The organism is Acinetobacter sp. WCHA39, from assembly GCF_002165385.1.
Classification (GTDB): domain Bacteria; phylum Pseudomonadota; class Gammaproteobacteria; order Pseudomonadales; family Moraxellaceae; genus Acinetobacter.
On record NZ_NHRP01000019.1, the window covers coordinates 14469 to 30798 of the forward strand.

Below are 16330 nucleotides of genomic sequence, written 5' to 3' on the forward strand. Positions count from 1 at the left end.
AAATTGACGTTTTAATTTATGCAAAGAGTGGCGGTGCTCGCCCTTGAGGTAATAAGAATAGCCGTTGCAGTGCAAAATAAACATGCTTAAATGCCTGTTGATACGCGACTAAACGGATTTGGATTCGAACTAAAACCTCTTTCACGCCGAATTCAGGCGGTAATACCAAATTGGCATACACCGTACAGTATTGACACTGGTGATTTGGATCGTGATGATCATGTTTCGACATCAAGCTTTGATGTTGTTCAAGCTGATGTGAATGATGACGCATATTGTGCGATACAGACTGCTGTTCAGCTTTTAATTTGGGCAACAATAACGCTTGGGTAATCGTTTCACAGACAGGTGCAATCTGATATTGCTTCGGCAGCAGTGGCTGCAAAAACACCGCAATCTGTAAACAGACTGCGGTGAATGCAAGCATTAAACCACTACGAAACAATAAGGGCACTTTTAATAACCGAAAAACATTTGTTAACGTTTAACCGCAACTTTTTCTTTATCGCGTTGACGTACAACTTTTTCAACTTTCTCACGTGCACGCTGACGTTTTAATGGCGATAAATAATCAACAAAAAGTTTGCCATTTAAGTGATCCATTTCATGTTGGATACAAACTGCGAGAAGTTCGTCAGCTTCTAACTCAAATGCTTGACCATCAAGGTTAATTGCCTCGATTTTTACACGTGACGGACGCGCAACTTTGTCGTATATTTGAGGCACAGAGAGACAGCCTTCTTCGTACGGCTGAGTCTCTTGAGTCAGTGGAGTAACTTTGGGGTTGATGAACACCATCGGTTGATTTTTCTCTTCAGAAAGGTCCATGACAATAAGCTGAATATGATGATCAACCTGAGTTGCCGCTAAACCTATACCCGGTGCCTCGTACATGGTTTCTAACATATCTGCTGCAAGCTGACGAATATCATCAGTGACTTCTTCGACTGGCTTAGCAATGGTACGAAGACGGGGATCAGGAAAACTTAAAATAGGTAATAAGGCCATACCGTTCCTCATTTATGCCATTGATCAGGAAACCAACTGAAGGGAATGCTTGATCAAAAAATTGTGTGTAAAGTCGTTATTATAACGCAACTACACAGATAATTTTTAGGAATTATGATAATGAAAAAGGTTTTAAACGGCATACCATCATTTCATGCCTTGGGGTTAAAAAAACAACTGATTGCTGCTGCAATTTGTGCAGGATTAGGCATGAGCATAAACCTTACTCATGCAGCAAGCCCTAACGCAAACCCACCATCCTTAAAAGCGGGTGCACCACATGTCTATGTGGTGAAAAAAGGCGATACACTTTGGGATATTTCAGGCAAATTTTTAAGCAAGCCTTGGCGCTGGCCTGAAATTTGGGCAAGCAATAAACATGTCAAGAATCCACATTGGATTTATCCTGGTGATCGCTTGCTACTTTGTAGTTTGAACGGTAAGCCACTGATTGGTAAAGATGAAGGTGATGGTTGTGACGGTATCATTCGTCGTTACTCTGGCAATACTTCTACTTTACGTCCAAAAGTTCGTATTGAAGCTTTGAACAATAGCGTCCCTGTTATTCCATTAGCTGATATTCAACAATGGTTAGAGCGAACTTCTGTACTTCCAGCGAGTGCGATTGCAAATACCCCATATGTCTTGGGTACAGCGGATAATCGTGTACTTGCAGGCAAAGGTCAGATCATCTATGTACGTGGTCAAGGTATCGAAAATGGTCAACGTTATGGCGTATACCGTGAAGGTGAACCATATATCGTGCTTGATGAAACAGGGAAGAAACAAAATCTAGGTGTTGAGCTCACGCAAGTCGCTTCTGGTGTTGCGATTACCAATGAAAATGACATTACAACCTTTGAATTAACCGATAGTTATAATGGTGAAGTACGTCGTGGTGATCGTGTTATGCTTGAACAAGATGCCATGTTACCTACTTTATTCTACCCAACTGAACCAAATCAGGTGAAAGATGGCGGTAAAGTCATCCGTGTCATGGGGTCTATAGGTACAGCTGCGAAAAATGGTGTCGTCACTGTTGACCGTGGTACAGCAGATGGTATTGAAATCGGACAAGTTTTTAGTACGTACCAAGATGGCGAAACTGTTCGTGATCCAAAGACCAAAGAAAGTATAAAGTTACCAGGTCAATATGTTGGTAGTATTATGATTTTCAAAAGTTTTGATCGCATCAGCTACGGCTATGTTTTAGAGAGTGAGTTGCCAATTAAAATTGGTTCAAATATCAAGCCGCCTCGTCTTGATAACTAATCTCTAATTAGAAATGTTGAATCAGCTATCGCCCCATCATTATCATACTGTGTTGGTGTGGTACTTGGTTCAACACTCGCTTTCTAGTTTTCAAAAAATTCGAAACTATTTCGGTAATTGTGCGGAAGCAGTCCAAACACATCGACTTTCTGAATGGCAACAGCTCGGTTTACACAAAAATCATTTAAAACGTCTAGAAGAATTCCAAACCCCGCACGGAAAGCAGCAATTTGACCACATGGTGCAATTGATTTGTAAGCATACCGATTTTATTTTAACCCCTGAAGATATCGACTACCCTACTCAACTTTTACCTTATTCTGATCACCCTCCTATTTTATTTGGTCAAGGCCAGCTACAAGCATTATTACAGCCCCAGATTGCTATGGTTGGAAGTCGAAAGCCGAGTCCTCATGGACGACAAGTTGCCTATGATTTTGCGTATTATTTAAGTGAAAAAGGATTTTACATCAGCAGCGGTTTAGCCCACGGAATTGATGAAGCGGCTCATCGTGGCGGTTTAGCCCATCATCGGACAATCGCGGTGACTGGAACAGGTTTAGACACAGTTTATCCATCGCAAAATAACAAACTAGCCCAAGAAATTATTCAAACAGGCGCTCTTGTCACTGAGTTTCTTCCGACTACCCTACCTTTACAGCAGCATTTTCCACGCCGTAATCGTATCGTTAGTGGTCTAAGTCTTGGGGTTTTGGTTGTAGAAGCCGCTTTGAAAAGTGGTTCACTGATCACAGCAAATGAAGCAGCCAATCAAGGGAAAATGGTATTTGCCATTCCTGGACATATTTACAGTGAGTATCATCAAGGCTGTCATCAATTAATTCGTGAAGGTGCAACTTTAGTTGATCATCCAGAACAAATTATTGAAGATCTAGCCTTACCTACACAATGGCAAGTACAACAACAAATTCCAGAAGAACATGTAACCATCACACCAAGCTTACCAACACATTTGATTGCTCTTTATCAAAGTCTCGACTGGGTTGGACAAGACTTGGATGAACTTGCTCAACGTCATCCAATTCCGATCGCAGAACTTACAGCTCAATTGATGGAATTAGAATTACTTGGTTTCTGTATACAACAGGGCGGTCGCTATTTACGTTGTCGTCCAATTCATTAAAATAACCCTATCTTTGTCGCTAAATATAATCCCATGATTACCTCATCAATTTCGGAAGCAGCACAGCTTTTGAAGCTAGGACAAGTTCTTGCTTATCCAACAGAAGCTGTTTGGGGCTTAGGCTGCGATCCATTCAATCAACAAGCTTTTCAAAACATTCTTGAGCTAAAACATCGCCCAATTGAAAAAGGAGTCATTTTATTAGCAGGTCACTTAGGGCAAGTTGAGCATTTGTTACAAAGCTTATCCCCAAAGATACGTAAGCAAGTGATTGATAGTTGGACGGATCGTGTAGCAACTGAAAGAGCAACTACGTGGTTACTTCCCGCTGATGAGCACATTCCTATTTGGATTAAAGGTCAACATCCATTGGTTGCTGTACGTGTAACCACGCATCCTTTGTGCGTCGAACTTTGTAATGCCTTTGGCGGCTTTATTGTATCGACCAGTGCCAATCCTGCCGGACTAAACCCAGCACAAAATTTAGAACAAGCTCAAGGTTATTTTGGTGCATCCCTGAATTATTTGGAGGGCGATTTAGGACTTAGCCAAGAACCTAGTCGAATTCTCAACGCATTAACAGGTGAAGTAATTCGCGCTTGATTATGTAAATAGTGAATAAAAAAAAGCTCAGTTATATAGGGATAACTGAGCATAAAAAGGATGTGTATAATCACATCCAGAGGGTCTGCAAATTGGTTGAGTATATTCATCATTAAAAATGAATCTAGCTACTCTGAAAGCTATTATGGATCAATCATTTGATTTATACAAATATATTATTTCTCTAACAAAAAATGTGAAAAGCGTACCATTTTTGTCAGTTTTAAAATTTCAATAAAATTATATTTCTATTTTTATTGAAATTTTTTTGGTCACAAACTTGGTAAATATCTAAAATATATTTGAAAATCATATAGAAATAATCTTCATTAAATAAAAATTTTGATGTGTTTGTCGCTATTTCAACCAATTTTATACGATCATTTCATATTTAAGTGGCGCTTTAAATCAATTCTACAGGTGCTTTTTCCGTTTTCTTTTGCGCTAAAATGATACCGACCAAAATCGTCACACCGCCTAAGGTATGGTAGATCGTCCAATGCTCAGATAGCCATACACTTGCAATAATTGCAGTAAATACAGGTATCAAATTCATAAAAATACTAGTACGGTTTGGACCAATGCTTTGTACAGCAATCATCCATAATAAAGGTGCGATCAACAATGGAAAAATACCTGCATACAATACACTTGCTACATTATCTACATTAATTGCATCTAAGCCCAACCAAAGTAGAAATGGAAGATGGTATAGCAACGCAAAAGCGATTTGGATATAGAGACTGGTCATCAATGGCAATTGTACTTGCCATTTTTTTAGAAAGACGCCATAAAATGCATAAAAACCTACAGCCAAGACCATAACAGCATCTCCCCAATGACCTCCTTGATCAAATAAGCGAGAGAAATGCCCTTGGCTCATTACATAAAGTAGGCCGAAAAATGATAGGAAACTGCCAAAAATCGCAAATCGATTTGGCTTATCTTTTAAAATAATATAAGAGATAAAAATGGTAAAAACTGGAACAAAGGCATTTACAATACCCATATTTGTTGCAGTGGTATAATGTGCTGCTGTATAAGAAAGCCCTTGATATAAAACCATTCCAAAAGCGCTCAGAACTGCTAATTTAGGAATATATGGGCGAATCAAAGCTCGCTGTTTCCATACTTTGGGCAACATAAATGGTGTCAAAATGAGAAAGGCAACAAACCAGCGATAAAAACTAATACTGACGGGTGAAATATAGTCCGCAACATAACGAGTCACTGCAATATTTAACGACCAAATTAAGACTGCTATCAATGGCAGTACAAATGCCCATTTTTGGTATCTACTTAACTGAGTCATCAGCCATCTCACAATATTTCTAGATTAGGATTATTCTGAAAGATGTCTAAAATAATTGAAATATCGTATTTCAGACATTTATACCGCTATGTCGACATCAAATCTAAAAGCAGATCCAAATTTACAACTTGAGACTTATACGCTTGATCACTTCAATAAAAATATCTTAATTTATGCTGTAATCAGCTTTATTACCTCCGTCTGTATCCATCTTTTCACCTTAGCAAAAGGTTTGAACAATCTTAAAGTCACTTGTGAAAATTAAATGAGAACACTGAATGAAGTATGATGAGACTGAAAAATTATCTTTTTTAAATGGTATCGAAGTACATGAATTTCTTTATCAGAAAGATGATATTGTCAGCCCTCATTCTTCACTTTGGGGGGATTTTAACTTCAGTCTCAATGGCACTTTAGAATTTGATATTGAAGGAAAATATTATTTATCACCGCCAAGCTATGGGCTATGGCTACCACCACGCACAGAACACCAATCACTGCCTGTTGAACATGAAATTCATTATATTTGCATCCGACTTCATCCTCGTTTCGGAGATGCATTAGGCGATGTCTGCCGCTGTTTTAGTATTCAATCTTTTTTTCGCTCTTTGGTCATTCAAATTCTAGAGCAACAAAAGCAAAATCCTGCGCCTGAATATCTTGAACATTTATTACAACTGTTATTCGATCAACTAAAGCAAGCCCCAGCATATACACATTATTTACCGCAAAGCACGCATCCAACCTTAGCTCCGATCCTCGATCAACTTGCGAATCCTGAATTATTTCATATGAGCCTACAACAAGTATTGTATAACTTTACGGTCAGTGAGCGCCATGTGTTACGGCTGAGCCAACAAGAATTGCTACTCTCTCTGTCAGAATGGCGCAATCGAGCCAAAATTATTTTTGCAATCAATCAAATTCGTCAAGGCACGACCATTAAACAATTGGCATATACTTTAGGTTATCACCATAGCTCTAGCTTTATTGAATTCTTCAAGCGCTATACAGGACAAACTCCTATTCAACTCAAAAATGCCTCGATATAAATCCAAGACGTGCTTTTGCTCATAATTTGTATGGATTCATATCAAGAGGATTGCACTGTACGAAATTAGCAGTTAAAACAAACAAGTCTTGTCACAACAACATTAGGACGTATTCCATGAGCCAGTCGGTTTATCACATTCCAGTTAAAGATATTAAAGGTCAAGACATTGATCTTGAGCAATATCAGGGTAAAGTTCTACTAATTGTTAACGTAGCCTCAAAATGTGGCTTAACACCACAGTACGAAGGCCTAGAAAAACTTTATCAAGCGAAAAAAAATCAGGGCTTAGAAATTTTAGGCTTCCCTGCAAATAACTTCTTAGAGCAAGAACCAGGGACAAATGATGAAATCGAACAATTCTGTTCACTCAACTATGACGTCCACTTCCCTTTATTTGCAAAAATCTCTGTTGCAGGTGAAGACAAACATCCTTTATATCAAACACTCACACAAGCAATTCCAGAACGTATTGGTGAAGGACCTTGGTGGAAAGACCTCGTTGATTATGGCTTAACACCAAACAATCCACCTGAAGTACTATGGAATTTTGAGAAATTCTTAGTTAATAAAAATGGGGAAATCGTAGCGCGTTTTGCACCTGACATTACCGCAGATGATGAACGTATCGTCAGTGCGATTGAAGCTGAATTAGCAAAATAAAATAAAAAATTAATAAAGAGAATGGTTTAACTATTCTCTTTATTAAAATAAATATTATAATTTTTTTACTTTAATTTTAATATTTACATAAATGTTGGAACGACATGTCTAAATTTCTTAATACAAGTGCAACTAATTTTTATCTAGAAGAATTAATTAAAAATGCAAAAGAACGCCTTATCCTAATTAGCCCTTTTTTAAAACTAAATGATCGTATAAAGGAACTTCTTGAAGATAAAAATCGTCTTAAAATTGATATTCGTATAATTTATGGCAAAAGTGATTTACATCCTGATGAAATCAAATGGATGCAAAAACTTGATTATGTAAGGGTGAGCTTCTGTAAGAACCTTCATGCTAAATGTTACATCAATGAATCAACTTGTATAATTTCCAGTCTAAACTTATATGAGTTTAGCCAAGTGAATAATAATGAGATGGGAATTTTGATTGAAAAAGATCATGATGAATTAGTGTTCAAAGATGCTTATGAAGAAGCCCAACGCATTATTCGAATCAGCGATGAAGTTAGAATTTCTCTTGATGAGGTGAAAGATACAGAAATAAGCCAAGAAAATAGTGAACAAGATGATTTTAGCAAATTAACAACTTCAAAACTTGCTGCCAAACATAAACTGAAAACAAATGAGCTTTTAGAAAAATTTGTAGCTAAAGGCTTTCTCATGATTAATGATAAAGGTAGGCACCAATTAACAGATGAAGGGAAAAATGTTGGTGGTGAATTTAAATTTAATAGCTACGGTGGTTATTTCCTCTGGCTTGCTGATATGAGTATTTAAATTCTTGAGCTCAAGTATCTTTATTAGAAATACTTGAGCTTTTAGAGAATAAGAATACTTATTACATGATCTTAGCAATATTAAATCTCATAACTCATTTTGATGGGTTGTATCTGATACGATGGCATAGAAACTGAAGTATTAGCTTTCTGCTTGCTTAGATTTGGAAAATCATGCCCGATTTGATTCATTTGTTTATACTTTTCGAGCTCAGCATTTATCAAACTGACCCGTTTTTTTAAAATGTATCAATAAAAAAGCCACCTTTCGGTGGCTTTCTCAATCTTAAATCTGCAATTACATTGCACGATTCTTGATTTTACGGATGGTTTCAAGCTGAGCCGCAGTTTCTGCAAGCGCAGCAAGAGCAGCAGCCGAGTCCAAATCACTCTTTTGATTTGCTAACAATTGTTCAGCTTGTTTACGAGCTTCCATAATTGCCGCTTCATCCAAGTTGTCAGCACGAATTGCAGTATCTGCAAGCACAGTAACAACATGAGGTTGAACTTCTAACACACCGCCTGATACATACACGATTTCTTCTGTACCATTTTCCAACTGAACACGGATCGGTCCCGGTTGGAGTAAAGTTACAAGTGGCGCGTGCCCTGGTAAAATACCTAGCTCACCACCCGCACCTTTTGCGATTAACATCGTAACTTGCCCAGAGTAAATAGACTCTTTAACACTTACGACATCACATTGCATAGTCGCCATGAGATGATCTCCTTAAATTAGAGTTTCTCAGCTTTAGCAATCACTTCGTCAATACCACCAACCATATAGAACGCTTGTTCTGGGATGTGATCGTATTCACCAGCTAATAGACCTTTAAAGCCACGAATCGTTTCTTTAAGCGGTACTAATTTACCAGGAGCACCAGTAAACACTTCAGCTACGTGGAATGGTTGAGAGAAGAAACGTTGGATTTTACGCGCACGGTAAACAACCAATTTATCTTCTTCTGCTAACTCATCCATACCCAAGATTGCGATGATGTCTTTAAGCTCTTTATAACGCTGCAATACGTTCTGTACAGAACGTGCAATTTCATAATGCTCAGTACCAACAACCAATGGGTCTAACTGACGTGAAGTTGAGTCAAGTGGATCGATCGCTGGGTAAATACCAGAAGATGCGATATCACGGCTCAATACTACTGTTGCATCTAAGTGAGCAAACGTTGTTGCAGGTGATGGGTCAGTCAAGTCATCCGCAGGTACGTATACAGCTTGGATCGATGTGATCGAACCAGACTTAGTAGACGTAATACGCTCTTGGAGAACACCCATTTCTTCTGCAAGTGTCGGTTGGTAACCTACCGCAGATGGCATACGACCTAACAATGCTGATACTTCAGTACCCGCAAGTGTATAACGGTAGATGTTGTCGACGAATAATAATACGTCACGACCTTTACCATTTTCGTCTTTTTCATCACGGAAGTATTCAGCCATAGTCAAACCAGTTAACGCTACGCGTAAACGGTTACCTGGTGGCTCGTTCATCTGACCGTAGACCATTGCTACTTTGTCAAGAACGTTAGAATCTTTCATTTCGTGATAGAAGTCGTTACCTTCACGAGTACGCTCACCAACACCAGCAAACACAGATAAACCTGAGTGTGCTTTCGCGATGTTGTTGATCAACTCCATCATGTTAACGGTTTTACCAACACCCGCACCACCGAATAAACCAACTTTACCACCTTTCGCGAACGGGCAAAGTAAGTCAATGACTTTAATACCAGTTTCTAAAAGATCAGTAGAAGCTGCTTGTTCAGCATAAGAAGGTGCTTGACGGTGAATCGGCAAACGTTCTTCAGTCGCTACAGGACCTGCTTCATCGATAGGGCGACCCAATACGTCCATGATACGACCAAGCGTAGCAGGACCCACTGGAACAGAAATCGGTGCATTTGTGCTAGTTACATTAAGGCCACGTTTAAGACCTTCTGTAGAACCCATTGCGATGGTACGAACAACACCATCGCCAAGCTGTTGCTGAACTTCTAAAGTAGTTTCAGTACCGTCAACTTGGAGAGCGTCATAGATCTTAGGAACGCTATTGCGCTCAAACTCGACGTCGATAACCGCGCCGATGATCTGAATGATACGACCGCTACTCATTGCTGTCTCCTCAATTCAAACTTAATAATGTTAAACGGCAGCGGCACCGCCAACGATCTCGGAAATTTCCTGAGTAATCGCGGCTTGACGCAGCTTGTTGTAAATGAGTTGTAGGTCTTTAATCAATTGTCCTGCGTTGTCTGTCGCCGCTTTCATCGCGACCATACGAGCAGACTGCTCACATGCAACGTTTTCAATCACACCTTGATAAACCATAGACTCGATGTAGCGAACCAACAAACCATTTAACAATTCTTCTGCTTCTGGTTCGTAGATATAGTCCCAACCATAAGTACGGTTGAGATCATCGCCTGCTTGCGCTGGTGCTAAAGGAACAAGTTGTTCTACTTTAGGCTGTTGAGTCATTGCATTGACAAAACCATTTGAAACGAGGTAGATGCGATCTAATTCGCCTTTATCAAATGCATCAAGCATAACTTGTACAGAGCCAGTTAACTGTTCCAAACTCGGCGCATCGCCAAGTTGGGTCGTTGCACCAAGCACTTTACCGCCGTAATTCTTAAAAAACGAAACCGCTTTTTGACCAATCAAAGCAAATTCAACTTCAATTGACTGCTGTTGTTGTGCTTTGACATGCTGCACAACTTTCTTGAACAAGTTAATGTTCAAGCCACCCGCCAAGCCACGATCTGAAGACACCACGATATAGCCAACACGCTTAACTGGGCGGTCAACCATATAACGGTGTTTGTATTCAGGGTTTGCTTGAACTAAGTGAGCAATTACACGGCGCATATTATCGGCATACGGACGGCCCTGAGCCATGCGCTCTTGCGCACGACGCATTTTAGAAGCAGCTACCATTTGCATCGCGCGAGTAATCTTTTGCGTGCTCTTGATACTAGCTACTTTGGCGCGAATTTCTTTTAAATTTGCCATACGCTTAACCTAGTATTCGAAAGCCCTTTCGAGCTTTCGAAGGTTGATCCGTGAACCAAACTTAACTAAAGGTAAACTTAGTAAGTTTGAGTCGCTTTGAAGCTCTCAATACCTGATTTGATTGCTGCTTCGATGTCTTTGTTATAATCACCAGTTTCATCGATCTGTTGCATTAACGCAGCTTTTTCTGAACGGAAGTAAGCAATTAACGCAGCATCAAAGTCTACGATTTTCTTCACTTCAACGTCAGCCATGTAGCCTTCGTTAGATGCATAAACAGATACAGCTTGGTCAGCAATTGAGTAAGGAGCATATTGTTTCTGCTTCATTAACTCAGTTACACGTTGACCATGCTCAAGTTGCTTACGAGTTGCTTCATCAAGATCAGAAGCGAACTGAGCAAACGCAGCCAATTCACGGTATTGTGCTAAAGCAGTACGGATACCACCAGACAATTTTTTGATGATCTTAGTTTGAGCAGAACCACCAACACGCGATACCGAGATACCCGCGTTCACAGCAGGACGAATACCCGCGTTGAATAATGATGTTTCTAAGAAGATCTGACCGTCAGTAATCGAAATTACGTTCGTTGGTACGAATGCAGATACGTCACCTGCTTGAGTTTCAATGATCGGTAACGCAGTTAAAGAACCAGTTTGACCAGTTACTGCACCGTTCGTGAACTTCTCAACATAGTCAGCTGAAACGCGCGAAGCACGCTCAAGAAGACGTGAGTGAAGATAGAATACGTCACCTGGATACGCTTCACGACCTGGTGGACGACGTAATAACAATGAAATTTGACGGTAAGCAACAGCTTGCTTAGACAAATCATCATAAATAATTAACGCATCTTCACCGCGGTCACGGAAGTATTCACCCATTGTACAGCCTGAGTACGGAGCTAAATACTGCATAGCTGCAGGATCAGCTGCCGCAGCTGCGACAACAGTTGTATACGCCATAGCGCCCGTTTCTTCTAGCTTACGTACAACGTTTGCAATTGTTGATTGTTTTTGACCAATCGCAACGTATACACATTTAATGCCAGAGTTTTTCTGAGCGATGATCGCATCGATCGCCATTGCTGTTTTACCAGTTTGACGGTCACCAATAATCAACTCACGCTGACCACGACCTACAGGGATCATGGTATCAACTGATTTATAACCAGTTTGAACAGGTTCGTCGACAGATTGACGCCAAATTACGCCTGGTGCTACTTTTTCAACAGCATCAGTTAGTTTTGCATCAATAGGGCCTTTACCATCAATTGGGTTACCCAAAGCGTCTACGACACGGCCAAGAAGTTCAGGACCTACCGGAACTTCTAATACACGACCTGTACAACGAGCTTTTTGACCTTCTTGAAGGCTTAGGTAGTTACCTAAAACAACGGCACCCACTGAATCCTGTTCTAGGTTCAGTGCCATACCAAATAAGCCGCCGTCGAATTCGATCATTTCACCGTACATTGCATCCGCAAGACCGTGAATACGCACGATACCGTCAGATACCATGACGATGGTACCTTCATTCTTAGCGGTCGCGCTGGTGTCCAGATCGCCGATACGCTGTTTAATGAGCGCACTGATCTCGGATGGATTCAGTTGTTGCATTGCGCTATTCCTCAATCTTTTTTAAGTTCAGTCTTTTTGCTGTTAGGCAAGAAGACGAGTCCGCATTTTTTCAAGCTTGTTAAGCGCAGAGTCATCTATCACTTGGTCGCCTGCACGAATCACAACACCTGCGATTAACGCTGGATTAACGCTAACAGTCACATGTACAGTTCTGTTAAAACGTTTTTCAAGCGCATGAGCTAAAATATGCTCTTGTGTCGCATCCATTGGAAAAGCAGATTCAATCTCCACTTCCAACGTGTTGTTGTTCTGCGATTTAAGTAATTCGTATTCTGCAGCAATTTCAGGCAATAAAACTAAACGATCGTTATCTGCAAGAAGTGTCAAAAAGTTAGACACTGATTGAGATTGATCTTCACCTAAAACTTTCGCAAAAAGACCTACTTGTTCCGCAGGAGTCAGCTCAGGGCGATTTAAATAAGCGGAAAATGCTTCGTCTTGCACCGCAGCACTGAGCAGTTGTAACGCATTTGACCAAGCGTCAGTTGCATTCTGCTCAGATGCATAAGCAAATGCTGCTTTGGCGTACGGGCGTGCTAACGTCAAGAGTTCAGCCATATTTCGCCTCGCTTAAAGTTTAGCAGCCAGCTGAGTCAGCATGGCATTATGAGCTTCTGCGTCAACTTGTTGGTTCAGAATTTTTTCTGCGCCAGCAACTGCCAAAGCAGCAACTTGTTGACGTAATTCTTCGCGAGCAGCATTGATGTCTTGATCAACAGTTTCTTTCGCCTGTTGACGAATACGCTCACCTTCAGCAGATGCTTGGGTACGCGCTTCTTCTACCAATTGTGCTGCACGACGGTTCGCTTGTTCGATCAATTGAGCCGCTTGTGCTTTTGCTGCATCTAATTCTGCCTTAACTTGTGCTTGCGCATCAGCAAGGTCAGCTTTTGCTTTTTCAGCAGCATTTAAGCCATCAGCGATTTTACGCTGACGCTCACTAATCGCATTGATTAGTGGTGGCCAAACAAACTTCATGCAGAATGCGACGAACATCGCAAATGCAATTGCTTGACCAATCAATGTGAGGTTGATATTCATTTCGCTATTCCTCAATATGTGGATTTAGGAATTAAGCTATTAACCTACAAATGGATTAGCGAAGATGAAGAACAAGCCAATACCAACACCGATCATAGGCACAGCATCAAGAAGACCCGCGATTAAGAACATACGAGTTTGAAGTTGTGGAGCCAATTCTGGTTGACGAGCAACAGCTTCTAAGAAGCGACCACCTAAAAGACCAAAACCAATCGCAGTACCTAAAGCACCAAAAGCGATCAAGATAGCAGATGCAATTGCAACTAGACCTAAAGTGAGTTCCATGAAAAATTCCTCAGAGGTTAGGTTATTACCAAATTAAACTAAAATTTAAGCCTAACCATCGATTGATAATTAGGCAATACCATTAATGCTTTTCGCTTGCCATGCTCAAGTAAACGATGGTCAGCATCATAAAGATGAATGCTTGCAACGTAATTACAAGAATGTGGAAAATAGCCCAAGGCACAGATAACGCCCATTGAATCCAGAACGGTAATAACGCGATTAAGATGAAGATTAACTCACCCGCATACATGTTACCGAACAGTCGTAGAGCCAACGAAACTGGTCGAGCAAGAAAAGTTACTAATTCCAAAATTAAGTTCACTGGAATCAATAACGCTTTTGCAACTGGGTTACTTGGGTTAAATGGGTTAAGTGCCAATTCACCGACGAAACCGCCGATCCCTTTTTCACGAATACTATAGAACAAGATCAGTGCAAATACAGACAATGACATACCAAGGGTAATGTTAGGATCTGTAGATGGAACAACCTTGAAATAAACGTGGTGAGGGTCCATACCAAACACGCTTGCACCAATCTTTTGAGCTAGGAAAGGAATCCAGTCAACAGGAATCAAGTCCATTGCGTTCATGAGGAAAATCCACACGAAGATGGTCAATGATAAAGGAGCAATTAAACGTGATTTGCCGTGGAAAGTATCACGAACACTTGAGTCCACAAACTCGATAATCATTTCGATTGCAGATTGGAATTTAGTTGGAACGCCAGCATTTGCAGCTTTCGCAACTGTCCAAAATAACAAACAGAAAATAACACCAAGTCCGATAGACCAACCCATTGAATCCAAGTGAATTGCAGTGAACCCCATCGAATGAGCTTCTTCAGCAGTCTCAGCCAACTTCCATGTACCATCAGGCATTTTGCCATAGGTCATATTGGTCAAGTGATGCTTGATATACTCGGTCGAAGTCAGGGCATGTTCTTCAGCAGCCATAAATCACACCTGGTCAATGTCAATCATTAAAAAGAAGCGAAGCGAATTCTGCGAACTGCAATAATCTCACTCACACTTCCAAAAAATCTTAAATGTGTTTTAAACTCGTTTTTGTAGACGTGACACCCAAAATGGCGCGACCCACGACATGGCCTGAACGAGGATAAATCCACAAAACAACGCAACCGGTGACAGCGGTTTAACATTGCTCAAAATTAAAATAAAACCCACGATCACGATTGCAAACTTACCCAGCATCCCTCGATACATGTTCAGCATGACTTGTTTTGATGCTCTTGCGCCTGCCGTTCTAAACGACTGCCAGGCAAAATAACAATGCGCCAACCAACAAACCAGCGCTCCAAGCGCAGCACTCAGGGCAGCAGTAGTGTCTTTCATCATCCATGCAAGCAAAGCTGCAACAGGAATCATACACGCCTGTAAGAAGACCAAAGCTTTTGCTAATCGTCGGTCAATCAAGCGACTAGTTCGGCTCATTTTTTACCCACTTACAGCATAACTGCTTGACAAGTTTTAATCATGATTGTTTCGAATCGCAGGCATTATAGAGTTACACCCATGAACATGCAATCTTTTCTCGACTTAAGTCTGTTTTTTTCGCTGGTCCATTTTTTGACGATAGAGTCAACTGGTTTTTTATTTTTCTCATCAATTTTGTGTACTTAATACGCATTTATCAGTTTTTGTAGCCAATTTTTTCCATGCAGCAACAAAATTATCTTGACCACGCATACTTTCATCAACTGGTTGGAACACGACTGGATTTAGCTTTTGATATTGACCACGACTTGCTGATGTTTCAGCCAACAAGCACATTTGTGTTTTAGGGCGACTATCTTTTAAGAATTTAATTTGAGCTACTGTAGGTGCAATATGAGGATCATCAGTCAATGCTCCAGCAAATTTCAAATTGAGTGCTCTTTCTAAATATTGATAGGCATCATGATAAGACCAATAAGGTTTTGCTTTATTGGAACTTTCATATTGCTGTGAAACCTGCAGCATTTGTTGCGAAAACTCTTTTGCATTCGCCATGTATTTGGCTTTATTTTCTGGATATTGTTGTGAACGTAAAGTTGCAATAAAGAAAGCGATTCGCACTGCATTGTTTGGCTCTAACCACACATGACTATCTACAGTGTTTGCCAATGCAGCACCGCGTAAACTACGCTGCGGTAAAATCGTCAAAATACCAGAATCTAAAAGTGCAATTGCTTTAGGGTTTTGATTAAGCAACTTATCTAAAGGTGCTTCATGTACTTTACCTAGCCACAATACCAGCGAAGCATCTTGAATCGCCTTACGATGAGCGGGTGTGAGTTGTACATCATGTCCTGTTTGATCGCCAAGTAACAGAACAGGCTCTTCTATGCCTGCTGTAACCTCTTTAGCAATTAAATAAATTGGATGCGTTGAAACAACTAAACTTTGAGTCCATCCCCATGTGCTTAACATTGAAAAGAAAACAAATACTATTAGGCGGGACATCACAACATTACT

At 40.3% G+C, this 16330-nt stretch carries 19 protein-coding genes and 1 pseudogene; 7 read left to right on the top strand and 13 right to left on the bottom strand.

Translation table 11 applies throughout. From position 1 onward, the window contains the following. Nucleotides 1-16: 16 nt before the first annotated feature. Together CDG56_RS10775 and def are read right to left on the bottom strand one after the other, a co-directional pair. Nucleotides 17-427, bottom strand: coding sequence for a DUF2946 family protein (locus tag CDG56_RS10775; RefSeq protein ID WP_087536731.1), 411 nt, complete (start codon nucleotides 425-427; stop codon nucleotides 17-19). 50 nt (nucleotides 428-477) lie between these two features. After that, a complete protein-coding gene (def, locus tag CDG56_RS10780) occupies nucleotides 478-1008 on the bottom strand; it encodes a peptide deformylase (RefSeq protein ID WP_004680037.1) in 531 nt (176 codons plus the stop codon). A 120-nt stretch (nucleotides 1009-1128) separates the two neighbouring features. Here def and CDG56_RS10785 point away from each other — a divergent pair, with 120 nt between their 5' ends. The 3 genes from CDG56_RS10785 to CDG56_RS10795 are packed head-to-tail and all read left to right on the top strand — an operon-like array spanning nucleotide 1129 to nucleotide 4027. After that, nucleotides 1129-2280 (top strand): LysM peptidoglycan-binding domain-containing protein, encoded by a 1152-nt coding sequence (locus tag CDG56_RS10785; protein ID WP_005155273.1) that lies wholly within the window; start codon nucleotides 1129-1131, stop codon nucleotides 2278-2280. A gap of 13 nt (nucleotides 2281-2293) precedes the next feature. Continuing rightward, nucleotides 2294-3424 (top strand): DNA-processing protein DprA, encoded by a 1131-nt coding sequence (gene dprA / locus CDG56_RS10790; protein ID WP_087536723.1) that lies wholly within the window; start codon nucleotides 2294-2296, stop codon nucleotides 3422-3424. Between the two features lie 33 nt (nucleotides 3425-3457). Then, the gene (locus CDG56_RS10795) at nucleotides 3458-4027 is read left to right on the top strand and encodes a Sua5/YciO/YrdC/YwlC family protein (RefSeq protein WP_087536722.1); all 570 of its coding nucleotides are present in this window, start codon (nucleotides 3458-3460) and stop codon (nucleotides 4025-4027) included. Between the two features lie 403 nt (nucleotides 4028-4430). On the opposite strand, the gene CDG56_RS10800 is transcribed toward CDG56_RS10795, so the two are convergent. Continuing rightward, nucleotides 4431-5339, bottom strand: coding sequence for a DMT family transporter (locus CDG56_RS10800; RefSeq protein ID WP_087536721.1), 909 nt, complete (start codon nucleotides 5337-5339; stop codon nucleotides 4431-4433). A 136-nt stretch (nucleotides 5340-5475) separates the two neighbouring features. Between CDG56_RS10800 and CDG56_RS17320 the strand changes: the two are divergent. The 4 genes and pseudogenes from CDG56_RS17320 to CDG56_RS10820 form a co-directional block, all read left to right on the top strand. Next, nucleotides 5476-5604: pseudogene (locus CDG56_RS17320) on the top strand (MFS transporter); the annotation flags it as partial. 13 nt (nucleotides 5605-5617) lie between these two features. Beyond that, on the top strand, nucleotides 5618-6391 hold the full coding sequence (locus tag CDG56_RS10810; RefSeq protein WP_087547864.1) for an AraC family transcriptional regulator: 774 nt from the start codon (nucleotides 5618-5620) through the stop codon (nucleotides 6389-6391). A gap of 116 nt (nucleotides 6392-6507) precedes the next feature. Next, the gene (locus tag CDG56_RS10815) at nucleotides 6508-7053 is read left to right on the top strand and encodes a glutathione peroxidase (RefSeq protein ID WP_087547865.1); all 546 of its coding nucleotides are present in this window, start codon (nucleotides 6508-6510) and stop codon (nucleotides 7051-7053) included. A gap of 104 nt (nucleotides 7054-7157) precedes the next feature. Then, entirely contained in the window at nucleotides 7158-7853 is a 696-nt protein-coding gene (locus CDG56_RS10820) for a phospholipase D family protein (protein WP_005155294.1), read from the top strand. A 297-nt stretch (nucleotides 7854-8150) separates the two neighbouring features. On the opposite strand, the gene CDG56_RS10825 is transcribed toward CDG56_RS10820, so the two are convergent. The 10 genes from CDG56_RS10825 to CDG56_RS10870 form a co-directional block, all read right to left on the bottom strand. Further along, the gene (locus tag CDG56_RS10825) at nucleotides 8151-8570 is read right to left on the bottom strand and encodes a F0F1 ATP synthase subunit epsilon (RefSeq protein WP_004665198.1); all 420 of its coding nucleotides are present in this window, start codon (nucleotides 8568-8570) and stop codon (nucleotides 8151-8153) included. Nucleotides 8571-8587: 17 nt separating this feature from the next. Next, the gene (gene atpD / locus CDG56_RS10830; RefSeq protein ID WP_087544536.1) at nucleotides 8588-9982 is read right to left on the bottom strand and encodes a F0F1 ATP synthase subunit beta; all 1395 of its coding nucleotides are present in this window, start codon (nucleotides 9980-9982) and stop codon (nucleotides 8588-8590) included. Nucleotides 9983-10012: 30 nt separating this feature from the next. Beyond that, nucleotides 10013-10882 (bottom strand): F0F1 ATP synthase subunit gamma, encoded by an 870-nt coding sequence (gene atpG, locus CDG56_RS10835; protein WP_004665202.1) that lies wholly within the window; start codon nucleotides 10880-10882, stop codon nucleotides 10013-10015. A 77-nt stretch (nucleotides 10883-10959) separates the two neighbouring features. Further along, a complete protein-coding gene (atpA, locus tag CDG56_RS10840) occupies nucleotides 10960-12504 on the bottom strand; it encodes a F0F1 ATP synthase subunit alpha (protein ID WP_087544534.1) in 1545 nt (514 codons plus the stop codon). 42 nt (nucleotides 12505-12546) lie between these two features. Continuing rightward, nucleotides 12547-13083, bottom strand: a complete 537-nt coding sequence (locus CDG56_RS10845; RefSeq protein ID WP_004905545.1) for a F0F1 ATP synthase subunit delta — start codon at nucleotides 13081-13083, stop codon at nucleotides 12547-12549. A gap of 12 nt (nucleotides 13084-13095) precedes the next feature. Further along, complete coding sequence (locus tag CDG56_RS10850; RefSeq protein WP_004881997.1) at nucleotides 13096-13566, bottom strand: F0F1 ATP synthase subunit B; 471 nt, start codon at nucleotides 13564-13566, stop codon at nucleotides 13096-13098. A gap of 39 nt (nucleotides 13567-13605) precedes the next feature. After that, nucleotides 13606-13851, bottom strand: a complete 246-nt coding sequence (gene atpE / locus CDG56_RS10855) for a F0F1 ATP synthase subunit C (RefSeq protein ID WP_000424060.1) — start codon at nucleotides 13849-13851, stop codon at nucleotides 13606-13608. A gap of 82 nt (nucleotides 13852-13933) precedes the next feature. Beyond that, nucleotides 13934-14809, bottom strand: a complete 876-nt coding sequence (atpB, locus tag CDG56_RS10860; protein ID WP_004665210.1) for a F0F1 ATP synthase subunit A — start codon at nucleotides 14807-14809, stop codon at nucleotides 13934-13936. A 99-nt stretch (nucleotides 14810-14908) separates the two neighbouring features. Continuing rightward, nucleotides 14909-15307 carry an ATP synthase subunit I gene (locus tag CDG56_RS10865; RefSeq protein ID WP_087547866.1) on the bottom strand — a complete coding sequence of 133 codons (399 nt, stop codon included), beginning with the start codon at nucleotides 15305-15307 and terminating at the stop codon, nucleotides 14909-14911. 171 nt (nucleotides 15308-15478) lie between these two features. Continuing rightward, complete coding sequence (locus tag CDG56_RS10870) at nucleotides 15479-16318, bottom strand: metal ABC transporter substrate-binding protein (RefSeq protein ID WP_087536717.1); 840 nt, start codon at nucleotides 16316-16318, stop codon at nucleotides 15479-15481. Between the last annotated feature and the right edge of the window lie 12 nt (nucleotides 16319-16330).

Coding starts and splice junctions, on each gene's coding strand:
- CDG56_RS10800 (WP_087536721.1), bottom strand. CDS start 5,339: ATGACTCAGTTAAGTAGATACCAAAAATGGGCATTTGTACTGCCATTG.
- atpE (WP_000424060.1), bottom strand. CDS start 13,851: ATGGAACTCACTTTAGGTCTAGTTGCAATTGCATCTGCTATCTTGATC.
- CDG56_RS10820 (WP_005155294.1), top strand. CDS start 7,158: ATGTCTAAATTTCTTAATACAAGTGCAACTAATTTTTATCTAGAAGAA.
- CDG56_RS10845 (WP_004905545.1), bottom strand. CDS start 13,083: ATGGCTGAACTCTTGACGTTAGCACGCCCGTACGCCAAAGCAGCATTT.
- CDG56_RS10785 (WP_005155273.1), top strand. CDS start 1,129: ATGAAAAAGGTTTTAAACGGCATACCATCATTTCATGCCTTGGGGTTA.
- CDG56_RS10815 (WP_087547865.1), top strand. CDS start 6,508: ATGAGCCAGTCGGTTTATCACATTCCAGTTAAAGATATTAAAGGTCAA.
- atpB (WP_004665210.1), bottom strand. CDS start 14,809: ATGGCTGCTGAAGAACATGCCCTGACTTCGACCGAGTATATCAAGCAT.
- def (WP_004680037.1), bottom strand. CDS start 1,008: ATGGCCTTATTACCTATTTTAAGTTTTCCTGATCCCCGTCTTCGTACC.
- CDG56_RS10870 (WP_087536717.1), bottom strand. CDS start 16,318: ATGTCCCGCCTAATAGTATTTGTTTTCTTTTCAATGTTAAGCACATGG.
- CDG56_RS10810 (WP_087547864.1), top strand. CDS start 5,618: ATGAAGTATGATGAGACTGAAAAATTATCTTTTTTAAATGGTATCGAA.
- atpD (WP_087544536.1), bottom strand. CDS start 9,982: ATGAGTAGCGGTCGTATCATTCAGATCATCGGCGCGGTTATCGACGTC.
- CDG56_RS10850 (WP_004881997.1), bottom strand. CDS start 13,566: ATGAATATCAACCTCACATTGATTGGTCAAGCAATTGCATTTGCGATG.
- CDG56_RS10865 (WP_087547866.1), bottom strand. CDS start 15,307: ATGAGCCGAACTAGTCGCTTGATTGACCGACGATTAGCAAAAGCTTTG.
- CDG56_RS10775 (WP_087536731.1), bottom strand. CDS start 427: ATGCTTGCATTCACCGCAGTCTGTTTACAGATTGCGGTGTTTTTGCAG.
- atpG (WP_004665202.1), bottom strand. CDS start 10,882: ATGGCAAATTTAAAAGAAATTCGCGCCAAAGTAGCTAGTATCAAGAGC.
- CDG56_RS10795 (WP_087536722.1), top strand. CDS start 3,458: ATGATTACCTCATCAATTTCGGAAGCAGCACAGCTTTTGAAGCTAGGA.
- dprA (WP_087536723.1), top strand. CDS start 2,294: ATGTTGAATCAGCTATCGCCCCATCATTATCATACTGTGTTGGTGTGG.
- atpA (WP_087544534.1), bottom strand. CDS start 12,504: ATGCAACAACTGAATCCATCCGAGATCAGTGCGCTCATTAAACAGCGT.
- CDG56_RS10825 (WP_004665198.1), bottom strand. CDS start 8,570: ATGGCGACTATGCAATGTGATGTCGTAAGTGTTAAAGAGTCTATTTAC.